General features: G+C 70.2%; 18 protein-coding genes. 10 read left to right on the forward strand and 8 right to left on the reverse strand.

Annotation, left to right across the window (positions count from 1 at the left end; translation table 11 throughout):
- The coding region (locus V6M42_RS03230; protein ID WP_332677120.1) for a MarR family winged helix-turn-helix transcriptional regulator at positions 1-376 on the reverse strand (376 nt) is incomplete at its 3' end.
- Positions 377-426: 50 nt separating this feature from the next.
- Between V6M42_RS03230 and V6M42_RS03235 the strand changes: the two genes are divergently transcribed.
- Both V6M42_RS03235 and V6M42_RS03240 read left to right on the forward strand, forming a co-directional pair.
- Positions 427-1,107, forward strand: coding sequence for a glutathione S-transferase family protein (locus V6M42_RS03235; protein WP_332677122.1), 681 nt, complete (start codon positions 427-429; stop codon positions 1,105-1,107).
- A gap of 2 nt (positions 1,108-1,109) precedes the next feature.
- Positions 1,110-1,646, forward strand: coding sequence for a dihydrofolate reductase family protein (locus V6M42_RS03240; protein WP_332677124.1), 537 nt, complete (start codon positions 1,110-1,112; stop codon positions 1,644-1,646).
- A gap of 1 nt (position 1,647) precedes the next feature.
- Here V6M42_RS03240 and V6M42_RS03245 read toward each other — a convergent pair whose 3' ends face one another.
- The 3 genes from V6M42_RS03245 to V6M42_RS03255 all read right to left on the reverse strand — a co-directional run bounded on the left by V6M42_RS03245 (position 1,648) and on the right by V6M42_RS03255 (position 3,591).
- Entirely contained in the window at positions 1,648-2,403 is a 756-nt protein-coding gene (locus V6M42_RS03245; protein ID WP_332677126.1) for a pseudouridine synthase, read from the reverse strand.
- Positions 2,404-2,405: 2 nt separating this feature from the next.
- A complete protein-coding gene (locus V6M42_RS03250) occupies positions 2,406-2,897 on the reverse strand; it encodes a GlcG/HbpS family heme-binding protein (protein ID WP_332677127.1) in 492 nt (163 codons plus the stop codon).
- Between the two features lie 61 nt (positions 2,898-2,958).
- On the reverse strand, positions 2,959-3,591 hold the full coding sequence (locus V6M42_RS03255) for a DUF938 domain-containing protein (protein WP_332677129.1): 633 nt from the start codon (positions 3,589-3,591) through the stop codon (positions 2,959-2,961).
- A gap of 200 nt (positions 3,592-3,791) precedes the next feature.
- Here V6M42_RS03255 and V6M42_RS03260 point away from each other — a divergent pair, with 200 nt between their 5' ends.
- Complete coding sequence (locus V6M42_RS03260; protein ID WP_332677131.1) at positions 3,792-5,642, forward strand: phosphoenolpyruvate carboxykinase (GTP); 1,851 nt, start codon at positions 3,792-3,794, stop codon at positions 5,640-5,642.
- Between the two features lie 56 nt (positions 5,643-5,698).
- Positions 5,699-6,709 (forward strand): NAD(P)/FAD-dependent oxidoreductase, encoded by a 1,011-nt coding sequence (locus tag V6M42_RS03265; RefSeq protein ID WP_332677133.1) that lies wholly within the window; start codon positions 5,699-5,701, stop codon positions 6,707-6,709.
- Here the strand turns inward: V6M42_RS03265 and V6M42_RS03270 are convergent, their stop codons facing one another.
- Positions 6,710-7,432, reverse strand: a complete 723-nt coding sequence (locus tag V6M42_RS03270) for a TonB family protein (RefSeq protein WP_332677135.1) — start codon at positions 7,430-7,432, stop codon at positions 6,710-6,712.
- Positions 7,433-7,625: 193 nt separating this feature from the next.
- Between V6M42_RS03270 and V6M42_RS03275 the strand changes: the two genes are divergently transcribed.
- Both V6M42_RS03275 and V6M42_RS03280 read left to right on the forward strand, forming a co-directional pair.
- Positions 7,626-8,423: a transglycosylase SLT domain-containing protein gene (locus V6M42_RS03275; RefSeq protein WP_332660327.1), complete on the forward strand. Its 798-nt coding sequence runs from the start codon at positions 7,626-7,628 to the stop codon at positions 8,421-8,423.
- 75 nt (positions 8,424-8,498) lie between these two features.
- On the forward strand, positions 8,499-9,641 hold the full coding sequence (locus V6M42_RS03280) for a DUF2336 domain-containing protein (RefSeq protein WP_332660328.1): 1,143 nt from the start codon (positions 8,499-8,501) through the stop codon (positions 9,639-9,641).
- A gap of 55 nt (positions 9,642-9,696) precedes the next feature.
- Here the strand turns inward: V6M42_RS03280 and V6M42_RS03285 are convergent, their stop codons facing one another.
- From V6M42_RS03285 to V6M42_RS03295, 3 genes are all read right to left on the reverse strand, one after another.
- Entirely contained in the window at positions 9,697-10,173 is a 477-nt protein-coding gene (locus V6M42_RS03285; RefSeq protein WP_332660330.1) for an Hpt domain-containing protein, read from the reverse strand.
- Between the two features lie 65 nt (positions 10,174-10,238).
- On the reverse strand, positions 10,239-10,997 hold the full coding sequence (locus tag V6M42_RS03290; protein WP_332660331.1) for an NAD kinase: 759 nt from the start codon (positions 10,995-10,997) through the stop codon (positions 10,239-10,241).
- Between the two features lie 55 nt (positions 10,998-11,052).
- Positions 11,053-12,195, reverse strand: a complete 1,143-nt coding sequence (locus V6M42_RS03295) for a DUF2336 domain-containing protein (RefSeq protein WP_332677137.1) — start codon at positions 12,193-12,195, stop codon at positions 11,053-11,055.
- Positions 12,196-12,330: 135 nt separating this feature from the next.
- Between V6M42_RS03295 and V6M42_RS03300 the strand changes: the two genes are divergently transcribed.
- The 4 genes from V6M42_RS03300 to V6M42_RS03315 all read left to right on the forward strand — a co-directional run.
- On the forward strand, positions 12,331-13,095 hold the full coding sequence (locus V6M42_RS03300; protein ID WP_332660334.1) for a class II aldolase/adducin family protein: 765 nt from the start codon (positions 12,331-12,333) through the stop codon (positions 13,093-13,095).
- 10 nt (positions 13,096-13,105) lie between these two features.
- Positions 13,106-13,885: a hypothetical protein gene (locus tag V6M42_RS03305; protein ID WP_332677138.1), complete on the forward strand. Its 780-nt coding sequence runs from the start codon at positions 13,106-13,108 to the stop codon at positions 13,883-13,885.
- Positions 13,886-14,010: 125 nt separating this feature from the next.
- A complete protein-coding gene (locus V6M42_RS03310) occupies positions 14,011-15,153 on the forward strand; it encodes an efflux RND transporter periplasmic adaptor subunit (RefSeq protein WP_332677140.1) in 1,143 nt (380 codons plus the stop codon).
- Positions 15,153-15,859: efflux RND transporter permease subunit (locus V6M42_RS03315; RefSeq protein ID WP_332677142.1), on the forward strand; the 707-nt coding region annotated here is incomplete at its 3' end. The genes V6M42_RS03310 and V6M42_RS03315, both read left to right, overlap by 1 nt.

The raw sequence follows: 15,859 nt of genomic DNA on the forward strand, positions 1-15,859 counted from the left end.
TGGCGCCGTGCTCGCGGATCCAGATCGGCGTCGCCGCGGCCAGCAGGGCGCGGCCCGCGTCGGTCAGGGCCGGGCGGCGGCTGCGCCGGTCCTTCGGATCGACCTTCAGCACGACCGCCCCCATCCGTTCCAGCGGCTTCAGATTGGCCGTCACCGTCGACCGGTCCATGGCCAGCAGCGCCGCCACCGCGCCGATCGTCGGCGGCTCGGGCCGGTTCAGGCCGTTCAGCAGCGAGAACTGGCCGCTGGTGACGCCCAGCTCCCGGAACGCCTCGTCGAACCGCCGGGCCAGCGTCCGCGCCGCCCGCTGGGCGTGCAGGCACAGGCAGTGATCCCGGATGTGCAGGGTGTCGGCGAAAGGGGACGCGTTTGACATGGCTTCAATTAGGTTGATATCAACGTAACTGTCAAACGAAGGAGCCCGCCATGATCCAGGTCACCGCCTTCAGATGGGTGCCGCCGTTCGCCCAAGGGTCCGTTCGCGACATCCGCGTCCGCTGGGCGCTGGAGGAGGCCGGTCTCGGCTATGACGACGACCTGATCGGCTTCGAGGACCAGTCGACCCCCGCCTATCGCGCCCGCCAGCCGTTCGGCCAGGTCCCGGCCTTCAGCGACGGCAAGGTCGAGATGTTCGAGAGCGGCGCCATCGTCCTCTACATCGCGCAGAATTCCGACCAGCTGATGCCGGCGGACGAGGCCGGACGCGCCATGGTCATGACCTGGCTGTTCGCCGCCATGAACAGCGTCGAACCCTATGTCGCCGAACTGGCCACGATCGACCTGTTCAACCCCGACAAGGCCTGGGCGAAGGCGCGGCGGCCCGAGGTCGAGACCATGCTGCGCAAGCGTCTGGGCGACCTGCAGACCGCCCTCGGCGAACGCCGCTGGTTCGCCTGCGACCGGTTCAGCGCCGCCGACATCCTGATGACCCATGTGCTGCGCGACCTGCGCCATACGGACATCCTCGCCGACTATCCCGCCCTGGCCGACTACGTCGCCCGGGCCGAGGCCCGCCCGGCCTTCCAGCGCGCTCTGGCCGACCAGCTGAAACCGTTCCGGGCGGCGGAGGCGAAGAACCCGGAACTGACGGCGGGCCGGGGGACCTGAGCATGGCGCGGATCGTCTTCGGAATGAACGTGTCGCTGGACGGCTATGTCGACCACGACCGGTTCGAGCCCGGCCCCGAGCTGTTCCGGCACTGGATCGAGCAGGTGCGCGGCCTGACGGGCAGCGTCTACGGCCGCCGCGTCTACGAGCTCATGCGCTACTGGGACGAGGACCAGCCCGACTGGAGCCCGGACCTGCACGCCTTCGCCGCGGCCTGGCGCAACCAGCCCAAATGGGTCGCGTCCCGCTCGCTGACCTCCGTCGGCCCCAACGCCACCCTCATCAAGGAGGACATCGAGGGCGTGGTGCGCGGATTGAAGAAGGACCTCGAGGGCGAGATCGACGTCAGCGGCCCGGCGCTGGCGCAGAGCCTGGGCAAGGCGGGTCTCATCGACGAATACCGGCTCTATTTCCGCCCGGTCGTGCTGGGCGGCGGCAAACCCTTCTTCGCCGGGCCCCTCCCGCCGCTCCGCCTCGTCGCCAACGCGCTGATCGGCGAGGACGCGATGCGGCTGACGTACGTCCCCGCTGACGCCTGACTCAGCCGACCAGCGCCGCCCGCTCTTCCGCCGTCAGCATCCGCCATCGGCCCTCGGGCAGATTGTCCAGCTTCAGCGGTCCGATCCGTACCCGGATCAGGTCGACGACCTCCAGATCGACCATCTCGCACATCCGCCGGATCTGGCGGTTGCGGCCTTCGCGCAGGATGAATTTCAGCCGGAAGGACTCCATCCGGCTGACATAGGCGGGCTTGAGCTGTCGCCCGTCCAGCATCAGGCCGTGGCGCAGGATCTTCAGCTTCTTCTCGGTGATGTCGCCGGCGACCCTGACCAGATACTCCTTGTCCAGATCGGACTGGGGCCCGATCACCGCCTTGGCCACCACCCCGTCCGACGACAGCAGCAGCAGGCCGCGGGAATCCTCGTCCAGCCGTCCGATCGGGGGCAGGGAGGCGTCCTCGGCCGGGACCGCGCCCTCGCCGACGCGGTTGGCCTCGGTGATCAGGCGAACGGCCGGAATCTTGTCCGGCTCGGGCTGGCCCGAGACGAAGCCCAGCGGCTTGTGCATGACGATGGTCACGCCCTCCGCCAGGGCCGCCGTAGCCCGCTCGTTCAGCGTCAGGGTCTGGCCGGGCTCCAGCTTGCGGCCGGCGTCGGTCACCACCTCGCCGTCGACCGAGACGAGGCCGTCGGCGATCAGGGCGTCGGCCTCGCGACGCGAGCAGACGCCGGACTGGCCCAGCCATTTGTTGATCCGGACCGGCTCGTCGCCGTCATAGGTGCGGGAGAAGGCCAAGCCTACTGGCCCAGGGCGGCGCGGGCGATCTCGTCATCCTCGGCCGAGCTGGCGCCCGATACGCCCAGCGCCCCGACGATCCGACCGTCCACGATGATGGGCACGCCGCCGGCCAGCGGCATCAGGTCGTCGACGGCCAGGCTGACCGTCCGCCCGCCCAGCACGCGGGCCTCGGCCGCCGCGGTCGTTCCCCGGAACAGCGCCGCCGAGCGGGCCTTGGCCTGGGACACGCCGATGGAGCCATACTGGACGTCGTCCATCCGTCCGAAGGCGACCAGACTGCCCGACGGCTCGACCACGGCGAAGGCCATGCGGAAACCGCGGGCCTCGGCCGCCGCCTCCGCGCGCTCGATCAGCGCCTGCGCCGCCTCCAGCCGGATCGGCGCGCCGTAGGGCGGAGCCGGAGCGGCGGGCGCCGCCGGCGCGGGAGCCGTCTGTGCATGGACGGCGACCGGCGCGGCCAGGAGCACAAGAGCGAGGATGAGCGGTTTCATGATCGGACCTCCGTCTGTTCCGCTTGCCGTCCCACCTCGGCGAGGCGGACGCAAGCCCCGGCTATACGCGTCTGAACAGCAGCATCAGATTGTTGGCCGGCATGGCGACCCGCAGGGTCAGCGCCAGCCCCTCCGCCTTGGCCGCAGCCGCGACCGCGTCCCGGTCGCGCAGGCCCCAGGCGGGGTCCCGGCTCCTGAGGCTCTCGTCGAAGGCCGCGTTGGAGGGGGCCAGCGGGACCTCCGCCTCCAGGTAGGGTCCGTACAGCGCCAGCAGGCCTCCCGGGACCAGCACTCGCCCCGCCAGCGCCATCAGCCCCTCTGTCGCCGCCCAGGGGCTGATGTGGATCATGTTGATGCAGACCACCGCCTGCACGGGCCCCTCCGGCCAGGTCGCGGGGTCCAGCATGTCCAGTTCCAGCGGCGCTTGCAGGTTCGGCAGGTCTGCGGCCAGCGCCCAGGCCGTGATGCTGGATCGCGCCTCGGGCGAGGGATCGCTGGGCGTCCACGACAGTCCGGGCAGGGCGCCGGCGAAGGCGGCCGCGTGCTCGCCCGATCCCGCGGCGATCTCAAGCACCGCGCCGCGCGTCGGCAGATGGGCCCGCAGCACCTCCAGAATCGGCCCCGTATTGCGCGCCACGGCCGGCGACCTCAGTCCGCCCGAGGGAGTCGCGTCGATCGGATCCATGGTCTGCATGGCGGTTCCGATACCCCGCCCCGACCCCCGCAGGGAACGGAAATATGCACCGGCTGCTGAGCTCCCCGCTCGCGAGAGGTTGAAACGTGCATCGGTTGACGCCGCGTCCGCTTCGGTGTCATTCCGGCTGAAACATTGCGTGATGAGTACGCAGCGGAGGAGCCACGGCGGCGTCAGATCGCCGGGCGACGTTCAGGAGAATGCGCGTGACCAGTACCGTTCCCGGCCTGCTTCCGGCCCCCACGAAACATGCCGGCCTGATCGCCTGGGTCGAGCAGATCGCCGCCCTGACCAGGCCCGCCCGCGTCCACTGGTGCGACGGCTCGGAAGCCGAGAAGACGGCCATCGTCGCCGACCTGATCGGCAAGGGCACGCTGAAGGAACTGGATCAGGCCAAACGCCCCGGCTGCTACTACGCCGCCTCGGATCCCAAGGACGTGGCCCGCGTCGAAAGCCGCACCTTCATCTGCTCGGCTGAGCAGATCGACGCCGGCCCGACCAACAACTGGGCCGATCCGGTCGAGATGCGCGACCGGCTGAACGGCCTGTTCGACGGCTGCATGGCCGGCCGCACCATGTACGTGGTGCCCTTCTCCATGGGCCCGCTGGGTTCGAAGATCAGCGCCCTGGGCGTCGAGATCACCGACAGCGGCTATGTCGCCGTCTCCATGGGCATCATGACCCGCATGGGTCAGCCGGCGCTGGACGTGCTGGGCGACGAGGGCGTCTTCGTGCCCGCCGTCCACACGCTCGGCGCGCCGCTGGGCGAGGGTCAGACCGACGTGCCCTGGCCCTGCAACGACGACAAGTGGATCGTCCACTATCCCGAGACCCGCGAGATCTGGTCCTACGGTTCGGGCTACGGCGGCAACGCCCTGCTGGGCAAGAAATGCTACGCCCTGCGCATCGCCTCGGTCATGGCCCGCGACGAGGGCTGGCTGGCCGAGCACATGCTGATCCTCAAGCTGACCGATCCGAAGGGCCGCGCCAAATACGTCGCCGCCGCCTTCCCCTCGGCCTGCGGCAAGACCAACCTGGCCATGCTCCAGCCGACCATCCCGGGCTGGAAGGCCGAGACGATTGGCGACGACATCGCCTGGATGCGCTTCGGCGACGACGGCCGCCTGTACGCCGTGAACCCGGAAGCCGGCTTCTTCGGCGTCGCGCCCGGCACCAGCCGCAACACCAACGGCAACGCCCTGGCCACCCTGGCCACCAACACCGTCTTCACCAACACCGCCCTGACCGCCGACGGCGACGTCTGGTGGGAAGGCCTGTCGAAGGACGCGCCGGAAGGCCTGACGACCTGGAAGGGCGTCGCCCACGACCCGGCCTCCGGCGAGCCCGCCGCCCACCCGAACGCCCGTTTCGCCGCCCCGGCCTCGCAGTGCCCGACCATCGCGCCGGAATGGGAAGACCCCCGCGGCGTGCCGATCGACGCCATCCTGTTCGGCGGCCGCCGCGCCAGCGCCGTGCCGCTGGTGACCGAGGCCTTCGACTGGGAGCACGGCGTCTTCATGGGCTCGACGGTCGCCTCGGAAGGCACAGCGGCCGCCGAGAACGCCATCGGGACCCTGCGCCGCGACCCGTTCGCGATGCTGCCCTTCTGCGGCTACAACATGGGCGACTATTTCGCCCACTGGCTGTCGATGGGCGGGCGTACGGACGCGGCGAAGCTGCCGCGCCTCTACTTCGTCAACTGGTTCCGCAAGAACGACGACGGCAAATTCGTGTGGCCGGGCTTCGGCGACAACGCCCGCGTCCTGAAGTGGATTTCGGAGCGTCTGGACGGCGAGGCCGAGGCCGTCGACACGCCCGTCGGGCGCGTTCCGACCCGTGAGGCGCTGGACCTGTCGGGCCTGACCCTGTCGGACGCCGATCTGTCCACCCTGCTGGACGTCGACGCCGAGGTCTGGGCCGAGGAAGCCTCGCTGATCCCCGAGTTCTACGCCCAGTTCGGCGACCGTCTGCCCACCCGTCTGTGGGCCCAGCATGAAGCGCTGACCGCCCGCATCGACGCGAACCGCGCCGCCGCCATCGCGGCCGAATAGCGCGCCCGCCTCGGCGGGCCTTGCAAAGAGAGCCCGGGCGGTCGATCAGATCGTCCGTGGCTTCCTCTCCAGACGTGATCGTCATCGGCGCCGGCGTGCTCGGGCTCTGTACCGCAGCCGAACTGGGCGCGCGCGGCCATGCCGTCACCGTCATCGACCCCGGCGGTCCGAACGCCAGCTCGGCCGCAGCCGGCATGATCGCTCCGGCGCTGGAATGCCTCTCGGACGATTCCACGCCGGAGCGCGCGGCCCTGCTGAAGCGCGCCCGGGACCGGTGGCCGGCCTTCGCCGAGGCCTTCGGCCTGGCCCTCACCCGCGACGGCGTCGACTGGCTCGGCCCTGATATTCCCGCCGCCATCGCCCGGCTTTCAGCCATGGGCTTTTCCGCCAGTCGGACGCCGGCAGGCCTGACCTCGCCCGACGACTGGCGCGTCGACGTCGGGGGCGCCCTCAAGGCGCTCGCCCGCGCTCCGGGCGTAACGGTCATCCGCTCCGCCGTGGCGCGTCTGTCGGAAGATGCGCGCCGCTGGCGGGTCGAAGCCGAGGACGGGCGGACATGGTTCGCGTCCACGATCGTGCTCGCCACGGGCGTCGCCGCCCCGCTTCCCGGCCTGCCGCCGGCGGCCGCCGCTGCGGTCGCGTCCGTCGAACCGTTTCGGGGCCAGTTGACGCCGGTTTCCGTTCCGCCGCCGCCGCGGACCCTGCGAACGCCCGGCCTCTACATCGTCCCCGCCGGCAGCGGCGTGGTCATCGGCGCCACCATGGAGCGGGGGCGTCGTGACATCGAACCGGATCTGGAAGAAGCCGCGCGGCGCGCGACCGCAGGCCTCGCTCTGCTGGGCGCCGAAGGCGAGGCCGGACCGCCTCGCGTCGGGATCCGCGGGGCGTCGCCGGACGGCCTGCCGCTGGCCGGTTTCGCCGGAGAAGCCGGACTGCATCTGGCCCTGGCCCCGTTCCGCAACGGCTGGCTTCTGGGACCGCTGGTAGCGGAGGTCGTCGCCGACGGCATCGAGGGCAGGGCGCCCGTGCCGGACGCCGCCGCCCTCGACCCGCTCAGGTTCGCCTGATCAGTCTTCCGGCAGGGTGAAGCGCAGGTTGATGCTGACCCGCGATCCCTCCGCCGCGCCGTCGACCATGCGCGGATTGATCCGGAAGTGACGCGACAGGCCCTGCGCCGCCCGGCCGAAGCCATAGCCGCCGGGGGTCTCGCGCGTGACATTGCAGTCCGTCACGAACCCGGTGGGCAGGACCAGACAGTTCAGCGACGCCGACCCCGGAATCCCGGCCTGGATCGCACGCCTGGGATAGGCGTCCATCATCTGGTCGGCCGAAGGCTGGCGTGACCAGCTGGGATTACGGATGACCGGCGCAGGCGCGACGACGGGCTCGGTGGCGGTGCTGTTCGGTTCGACGACCTCCACCGGCTTGTCGGTGGTCAAGACCGTCGTCTCGCCCACCGGCTCGTTGGTGGATTCGGTCGGCAGCGTCTCGGTCGGAGTCCGGGGAACCGGCGTATCGTTGACGTTGGGGTTCGGCGCCGGCGGCGTTTTGGCCTCGACCGGCTTGGGCGGCGGCGGGCGGAAGGTCACCTCGATGGGGCGGTTCCCGGGCGGGGCGACCGCCAGCGGCATCTCGAACCGCTGATAGTAGAGAGCGATCCCCAGCCCCGCATGGGCCGCCACCACGATCCCCGTGGCGATCCAGGTCGCGCGGGAAAACCGGGGTCGCTTCCGTTCGTTGAAATCGAGCGGATGCACCAGTCCGGGTCCGCCAGCGGTCGTCATCATCATGGCCGTCACTCCCTGTCTCTCGCCGTCCCCACAGCGTCCCACGGGGAAGTTGAGCGCCGGGCTTGCGGCAAGTTTTGGACGAGCCTGGCCTTGGAAACGCCACGGACCGCGCCGTGACGGCACAGGTTAAGGGACTGTGGACGTTAATCTCGCTGTTAGGATTTGATTAACCACGGTCACCGAGCCTGATCCCATGAACATCGGAGCGATTCCATCCTCTGGCGGAGTCGAGGCGGCCATCCGGCGCGCCTCGAACGCCACGGGCGTGGATGCAGACTTCCTGGTCCGGACGGCGCGCCGCGAAAGCGCGATGAATCCGTCCGCCAGGGCCCGGACCTCGTCGGCCGCAGGCCTGTTCCAGTTCATCGAACAGACCTGGCTGGGCACGGTGAAAGCCCATGGCGCCAAGCATGGTTACGGCCAGTACGCCGACCTGATCTATCGCGGCGGGGACGGCCGCTGGCGGGTCGAGGGCTCGGCCCGGAATATTGTGCTGGACCTTCGTTTCGATCCACAGGCTGCGTCGACGATGGCCGCCGAACTGACGGCCTCCAACGCCGCCTACCTGCGCGGCCGGTCGGGGCGCGAGCCGGGGGCGGGGGATCTGTACGCCGCGCACTTCCTCGGACCGGCGGGCGCCGCCCAGCTGATGGACGCCATGGACCGCCGGCCCGGCAGTTCCGCGGCGGCGATCTTCCCGGAGGCGGCATCGGCCAACCGCTCCATCTTCTACCGCGACGGCCGCCCGGCGACCGTGGCCGAGGTCCACGCCAATCTGCAGCGCAGCGCCGGCGACGGCGCGCCGGCGGCGGCTTCGGCGCCGGGCCAGACGGCGCCCGACCTGAGCGAACGCGACCAGATGCTGGCCGCCCGCCTCGATCGGCTGAAACAGGACCAGAGCCTGCTGGCCCTGCTGCTGGGGCAGGACGGGGACGGCAAGAACGGGGGCTTCGGCGGCGCCTTCGGACCCGAGGCGGAAGCGCGCATCTGATCCCGAATCCGGTGATGGTAAACCGCCCGTTAGGGATGACGGGCCGATGTTGACCGGCAAATCCTGGATCCGCCCATGACCGCCTATCGCGCCCGCCTGACCGAGATCGACATCCATCGCCTGATCAAGGCGACGGACGAGGACGAGCGCGCAGCGGCGGCCCACAAACTGTGCCGCAGCATGGACCGGGCCGAACTGGGCGACGACGACCGCGCGGCGGCGCAGAAGATTCTGCGCATGCTGTCCCAGGACGCCGCCGAACTGGTGCGCCGGGCCATGGCGGTGACGCTGAAGGCTTCCGACCTGATCCCTCGCGACGTGGCGCGCCGCCTGGCCGCCGACGTGGACAGCGTGGCCCTGCCGATCATCAATTTCTCGCCTGTCTTCACCGATGAGGACCTGATCGAGATCGTGCGTGCGGGTTCGGCCGTGCGTCAGGTCGCCGTGGCCAGCCGTCCGACCGTCGGCCGTGATGTCGCCGAAGCCGTGGCCGAGGTCGGCTGCGAACAGGCCGTGCGGGCGCTGGCGGCCAATGACAACGCCGACGTGGCGGAGACCGCGCTGGGGCGCTGCGTCGACCGGTTCGGAACCTCGCCCGAGATCGTCGCGGCCATCGCCTACCGTCAGGTCCTGCCGCTGACGGTGACCGAACGGCTGCTCGAACTGGCCTCGGACGCCGTGCGCGAACATCTGGTCACCCGTCATGCAGTGGCGCCGGAGACCGCGATCCGCCTGGCCGCCTATGCGCGCGAACGGGCTACGATCGATCTGGTCGACCAGGCCTCCAGCCAGACCGATCTGGCGCAGTTCGTGGAAAGCCTGAACGCCCGCCGCGCCCTGACGGCGTCGCTGCTTCTACGGGCCCTGGCCCGGGGACAGATGGCGCTGTTCGAGCATGGCATGGCGGAACTGGCCGGAACGCCCCTGGCGCGCGCCTCGCTGATGATCCACGACGCCGGCCCCCTGGGGCTGAAGGCCGTGTACGACCGGGCGGGCCTGCCGCCGCGGCTGTTCCAGGCCTATCGCGCCGGGGTCGACACCTGGCGGCAGCTTCAGGCCGAGGGCGTGGACACCTCGGGCGATGAATTCCGCCACCGGATGCTGGAACGGTTCCTGACCCAGCGCCCGAACGCGCCCCGCGAGGATATGGCCTATCTGATGGAACGGCTGGACCACGATCCGCTGCCGGCCAGGGCCCGGCTCAGCGCCGCCGCCTGACAGCAAGACGCCCGCCGGTCGGGCGGGCGTCGGCCTCGATCGAATTGCTTGGCGGTCAGCCCAGATGCTGGGCGACGCGGGCTTCCAGGGTTTCCGCCAGCACCTTGCCCACCGGGTGATCGTCGGTCTGGATCTGGTCGCGGACCACGGCCTTGATGGCGTCGATGTGGGCGTCGAGGATGATGACCGGAGCGGCCATGCGCTTGGCCGGATCGTCCAGCATCTTGCACAGCGAGCCGGCGAGGCGGGTCACCAGCGGATATTGATAGGTCGTGCCCAGTCCCTTCAGATCATGGGCGCGGAAATACAGGGCCTCGGCGGTCTGGGCGTTATAGCCCAGGCTGCGGATATCGGCCTGGGCCTTGTCCAGCTTGACGATCTCGTCCTGCAGCCACTGGCCGAACTGGGAAGACATGGCCTTCAGGGCCGCTTCCGCCTTGGCGATCGCGCCGGCGTCGATGCCGCCAAAGGCGCCGCCGACCTTCATGCGAAGGGTGTTGGGCGGACGAATGACCTGGGCCGGATTGGTCACGGCGAGCTCCTGAAGACAGACGGGAGGCACTCTGGCCCGGTGTCCCTAAAAAACCGTGCACGGCCTCAGGAGGCGAATTGTTCGGCCAGAACCCGCTCCTCGAACGAGCGTCCGGCGTCGAACAGCATGGTCAGGGCGATGTCGCGGCGTTCCCGGACGTCGACCCGGGTGACCCGGCGGACCTCGAAATTGTCGGCGGTGGCGCTGACGGGCCTCTTGTCCGCCTCCAGCACCTCGAAACAGACCTTTGCCTGATGCGGCAGCAGGGCGCCGCGCCAACGTCGCGGGCGGAAGGCGCTGATCGGGGTCAGGGCCAGGACCCGGGAATCCAGCGGGATGATCGGCCCGTGCGCCGACAGGTTATAGGCGGTCGATCCCGCGGCCGTGGACAGAAGGCAGCCGTCGCAGGACAGCTCTTCCAGCCGCACCCGGTCGTCGACGCTGATGCGCAGCTTGGCGCTCTGCCGGGTCTGGCGCAGCAGCGAAACCTCGTTGATGGCCAACCCGCTGTGGACCTGCCCCCCCTCGGTCCATGCATCCATCTGAAGGGGGTGAATCACAGCCCGGCCGGCCCCGGCGAGCCGTTCCAGCAGTCCCTCTTCCTCATAGTCGTTCATCAGGAAGCCGACGGAGCCGCGGTTCATCCCGAACACGGGGACCCGCCGCTCCATGACCGTGTGGAGGGTCTCCAGCATGAAGCCGTCGCCGCCCAGGGCGACGATGACATGGGCCTGATCGGGTTCGACCGAGCCGTAAAGGGAGATCAGCCGCTCCCGGGCGGACTGCGCCTCGGGCCGGTCCGAAGCCACGAAGGCCACGCGCATGTCTGGAACAGGGAGGTCGCTCACCGGACCACGCAAGCCGAGCGGGCCGGCGAAGTCAAACGGCGGCTTGTAATTCGTGGCGGTTCTCGGCGACCAGCGCGCGGAAGGCGCGGGCGGCCGAGGTTGCGGACAGGGCGCCCCGAAGCCAGACGGCGTCGCCCCTGTCGCCCGGGAGCGACTGGTTCAGCTTGCGCAGCTCGGTCAGCAGGGTCGGGAACACCGCGCGGTCGATGCCGACCGCGGCGCAGGCGTAGAACAGGGCTTCAGGCGTCGGGGCGTTCAGGGCCTGACGCACATCCTCCGACGGGAAGCCGCTCAGGGCGACGAGGCCGTGAGCGAACAGGCTCAGACGTTTTTCGCGGACGGCGCGGATCAGGAAACCCGCACGCAGCTGTCCGGCGGACTGCAGCTTGTCTATCAGCCGCCGTTCCATTTCGTCGCGACCGGGGTCGTCGCGGGGCGGCTCTTCCGGGCGGTTCTGGCGGATGACGCCCTCTACGGCGTCATAGACGGCGGCGCCCAGGGCCTGGTCGTCGACGTTGAATCGGGCGGTGATCGACTGGCGCAGGGCCGTTCCGACCCACTGGTACATCTGCTCGGCAAGGGCTTCCGTCAGGCGCGGATGGCGCGTCAGCGGCGCGCGCAGGGCGGCGATGCGACGGGAATGCTCGACCAGCCGGCGGACGCCGTCGATGCTCAGATCGGCAGTCCGGTTCGTGGCCAGCGCCGTCAGGACCGCGGGCTCGCCGCGGTCGATCACCGCGTCGGCGACGCGGCCGCTGATCTGCGGACGCCGCGCAATGGCGATCTGGTGCTCCAGCGAGGCCTCGACCATGACGCGCAGCAGATCGTCGTCCTGCAGGATCGGGCTGGAAGCCAGAACGGGGCGGGCGATCTCGATTTCGTCCAGCGCCAGCACATTGACGAGGGCCGCCGGGGCCCAGTCGGCATGAGCCAGTTTTTCGGACAGAACCTTGCGCACCTCGCGCTCGGCCTGCCGCGCCAGGGTCAGGAAGATTTCGCCGAGGACCGGCGAGAGCTCGCCTGCGGGAGGGCTGGCGTCGCAGAGCGCCAGAACGCCGAGCAGCAGGCGCTGGCGCGCGTCCGGGCTGGTGTTCCTGGCCAGGGCCAGCAGATCGCCGGGGCTGGGAGCCCTGGTTTCGGGCCGGGCGGGAGGGACCAGTTGAACGAGGACCACGGACGTCTCCGGCGAGCCGATGCAGTTCGACGGGGACCGGACTAGCAAGCGGGACGCTAAGACGCGGTTAACGGAAGCTGAATCTTGACGCCGGACCGGTCTGGCGCGAGCGTGCGCCGCAATCAGGAGACGATCATGGCTGACGGCGCGACAACATCTCTCAAATCGAGGGTGTCAGAGGCGGAATGGAACGTCCGCGTCGAACTGGCCGCCCTCTACCGGCTGGTGGCCCTGCACGGCTGGGACGACATGATCTTCACCCATATCTCGGCCCGCGTGCCGGGGCCCGAGCATCATTTCCTCATCAACCCCTACGGCTGGTATTTCGAGGAGATCACCGCCTCCTCGCTGGTGAAGGTCGATCTGGAAGGCAACATCGTCCAGGAGACCACCAGCTTCATCAATCCGGCCGGCTTCACCATCCACTCGGCGATCCATGCGGCGCGCGAGGACGCGCTTTTTGTCATCCATCTTCACACGGTGGCCGGGGTCGGCGTGGCGGCGCAGCAGGAGGGGCTGCTGCCGATCGGCCAGAACGCATGCCTGTTGCAGCACCAGGTCGCCTATCACGGCTATGAGGGCCTGGCCCTGAACCATGACGAGCGCGAACGGCTGGTGGCGGACCTGGGCGACAAGCCGCTGATGCTGTTGCGCAATCACGGCACCCTGGCTGTCGGTCAGACGGCCGCGGCGGCCTGGGTCGGGATGTTCTTCCTCGAGCGCGCCTGCGCCCAGCAGGTCGCGGCCCTTTCGGGCGGGCGCGAACACGTGCTGTTCGCCCCCGACGCCGCCCAGGCCGAGACGAAGGAACAGGGCAGGGGGATCGGCTTCATCTCCGGTCTGGCCTGGCCGGGCGCCCTGCGGATGCTGGATAGAAAATCTCCGGGCTACGACGCTTGAGCCAGACGCCATGAGATCGGCCGGGGGGCTGCTGATCGGACTGGCGGCCCTCGCCTCGGCAGGCGCCGCAAACGCAGGCCCGTGGACCCAGCCCAAGGGGCATGGGCAGGTGATCGTGAAATACGAGGACATGCACGCCGATCGCGGCTTCGACCCCGACGGGTCGCTGGCGGACCTGCCGGCCGAACGGCGCGACACCTCTCTCGGGGTCTTCGCAGAATACGGCCTGACCGAGCGCTTCACCCTGCAATTCAAGGGCGACTGGCAGTCCGGCGAGGACGCCTTCGTCGACTATGAGGGCCGCGGACCGCTGGAGGTCGGCGTGACCTGGCAGGCGTGGCGCGACGACCGGACGGCCGTCAGCCTCTACGCCGGCTATGCCGACGGCGGGGAAGGCCGCAACGCCGGGTATGCGGCGCCCGGACAGGGCGACAGCGACTGGGAGCTGCGCGGCTCGATCGGCCGCTCGTTCAACGGCTGGAGCGGAAGCTGGGCGCCGACCGGCAGCTTCGTCGAGGTGCAGGCCGCCCGCCGCCTGCGTCAGGGCCTGCCGGACGAAATCCGCATCGACGCCACGGCGGGCGCCCATTTCAGCGACGACTGGATGGTTCTGGCGCAGGCCTATGGCGGTCAGGCCGACGACGGCGGCCCCCGCTGGCTGTCTGTCGAGGCTTCGGTGGTGCGCGACTTCGGCGACTGGAGCCTGCAAGCCGGGTGGAGACAGGCCGTCGCCGGACGCGAGACGCCCGAAAGCGGCGGCCCCGTCATCGCCTTGTGGCGGCGGTTCTGACCGCGACACAGAGGCGCGGCTTTCCGGCGACGGAAACAAGAACAGCTCCCGTTACAAGGACTTTAGTTGCGTCGACGGCGTCAGCCGCTAAGTCGGCTCGTTCCCCCTGCCAGAGAGCGTCCCGCGTGATCAAACGCCACTTCTTCCTCGCCGCCGCCGCCGTCCTGCTGGGCCTGATGGTCGTGGCCGTCGTGCTGAAGATGGCGTTCGCCGGGGACGAGAAGGGCGGCGGCGGTCCCGGCGGCCGCGGCGGCCCGGGCGGCGGGCGCGGTCAGACAGTGTCCGAGGCGGTGGTCGGCGCCCGCTCCTTCACCGACGAGATCCGGGTCCTGGGCGTGGCGCGGGGCCGCCGCTCGGTCAACATCACCTCCTCCACCAGCGAACTGATCACCCGCGTGCTGTTCACCGACGGCCAGCGGGTCGCGGCAGGCGCGCCCCTGGTCGAACTTCAGGCGCGGGAAGAGGACGCCGGCATCGCCCAGGCCCGCGCCCAGGTCGCCCGCGCCCAGACCATGTACGAGCGCCACCGCACCCTGGGCGAGCGTGGATTCGCCTCGGCGGCGATGGTCGAGCAGTACGAGACCGAGCTGGAAAGCGCCAGGGCGGTGCTGTCGGCGGCCCAGGCGCGGCGCGGCGACCGGATGATCCGGGCCCCGTTCGCCGGGGTCCTGGGACTGAGCTCCGTCACGGCAGGCACCCTGGTCAATCCGGGCGGCGTCATCACGACCCTGGACGACATCGACGTCGTCCGTGTCGATTTCCCGGTGCCCGAACGGTATCTGGGCGTGCTGCGCGCCGGGACCCCGATCCGGGCGACGATCGACGCCTACGGCAATGAGGTCTTCACCGGCCGCATCGCCCTGATCGACACCCGCATCAATGAACAGACCCGCGCCGTCACCGCCCGCGCCGAAATCCCCAACCCCGGCTATCGCATCCGGCCCGGCATGGCCGTGCGCGTCGCCGTCCAGCAGGGCCAGCGCACCGCCCCGGCCGCCCCGGAAGCGGCGGTCCAGTATGAAGGCGACGGGGCCTTCGTCTACCGCATCGCCAGGGGCGAGAAGGGCTCCACCGCCCAGCGGGTCGAGGTCGAGACCGGCTCGGTCGAGGGCGGGTTCGTCGAGATCATTTCCGGCCTGAACGCGGGCGACCGCATCGTCGGCTCGGGCCTGAACCGCATCCAGCCGGGCGCGCCGGTCAGCGTCGCCGGCCAGGGCGGAGGACGCGGTCCGGCCAGCGCCGCTGCGGCCCGGGGCGCCGCCCGATGATGCTGTCCGATCTCGCCGTCCGCCGCCCCGTCTTCGCGGCGGTGGCCGCCATCGTCCTGTGCGTGATCGGCGCCGCGGCCTTCTTCTTCCTGCCGGTGCGCGAGCTGCCGGACGTGGACCCGCCCATTGTCTCGGTCAGCACCAGCTACGCCGGCGCCTCGGCCGAGGTCATTGAAAGCCGGATCACCGAGCCGATCGAACAGCAGATCGCCGGCATCCAGGGCGTCGAGCGGATCAGTTCGTCGAGCCGCGACGGCCGGTCGAACGTCTCGATCGAATTCTCGCTGGACCGCAACATCGACGACGCCGCCAATGACGTGCGCGACCGTGTCTCCCGCGTGGTCGGCCGCCTGCCGGATCAGGCCCAGCCGCCGGAGGTGGCCAAGGCCGACACCGACAGCCAGCCCATCATGATCCTGTTCCTGCGCTCCACCGCCATGAACCGGCTGGAGCTGACGGATTACGCCGACCGCTATCTGATCGACCGCCTGGCCACGGTGCCGGGCGTGGCCCAGGTCCAGATCTACGGCGAGCAGCGCTACGCCATGCGCATCTGGCTGGACGCCTCGGCGCTGGCGGCCCGCGGCCTGACCGTCACCGATGTCGAAGCCGCCCTGACCGCCCAGAACGTCGAACTCCCCGCCGGCCAGCTTGAGTCGGGCCAGAAGGACTACACCGTCCGCGTCGCCCGCACCTACGCCCGGGC

Origin of the sequence: Brevundimonas sp. (assembly GCF_036677305.1) — a bacterium.
Taxonomy (GTDB): Bacteria; Pseudomonadota; Alphaproteobacteria; order Caulobacterales; family Caulobacteraceae; genus Brevundimonas.

Coding starts and splice junctions, on each gene's coding strand:
- V6M42_RS03270 (WP_332677135.1), bottom strand. CDS start 7,432: ATGATGATGACGACCGCTGGCGGACCCGGACTGGTGCATCCGCTCGAT.
- V6M42_RS03250 (WP_332677127.1), bottom strand. CDS start 2,897: ATGAAACCGCTCATCCTCGCTCTTGTGCTCCTGGCCGCGCCGGTCGCC.
- V6M42_RS03305 (WP_332677138.1), top strand. CDS start 13,106: ATGAGATCGGCCGGGGGGCTGCTGATCGGACTGGCGGCCCTCGCCTCG.
- V6M42_RS03280 (WP_332660328.1), top strand. CDS start 8,499: ATGACCGCCTATCGCGCCCGCCTGACCGAGATCGACATCCATCGCCTG.
- V6M42_RS03290 (WP_332660331.1), bottom strand. CDS start 10,997: ATGCGCGTGGCCTTCGTGGCTTCGGACCGGCCCGAGGCGCAGTCCGCC.
- V6M42_RS03275 (WP_332660327.1), top strand. CDS start 7,626: ATGAACATCGGAGCGATTCCATCCTCTGGCGGAGTCGAGGCGGCCATC.
- V6M42_RS03235 (WP_332677122.1), top strand. CDS start 427: ATGATCCAGGTCACCGCCTTCAGATGGGTGCCGCCGTTCGCCCAAGGG.
- V6M42_RS03240 (WP_332677124.1), top strand. CDS start 1,110: ATGGCGCGGATCGTCTTCGGAATGAACGTGTCGCTGGACGGCTATGTC.
- V6M42_RS03260 (WP_332677131.1), top strand. CDS start 3,792: ATGCGCGTGACCAGTACCGTTCCCGGCCTGCTTCCGGCCCCCACGAAA.
- V6M42_RS03255 (WP_332677129.1), bottom strand. CDS start 3,591: ATGCAGACCATGGATCCGATCGACGCGACTCCCTCGGGCGGACTGAGG.
- V6M42_RS03300 (WP_332660334.1), top strand. CDS start 12,331: ATGGCTGACGGCGCGACAACATCTCTCAAATCGAGGGTGTCAGAGGCG.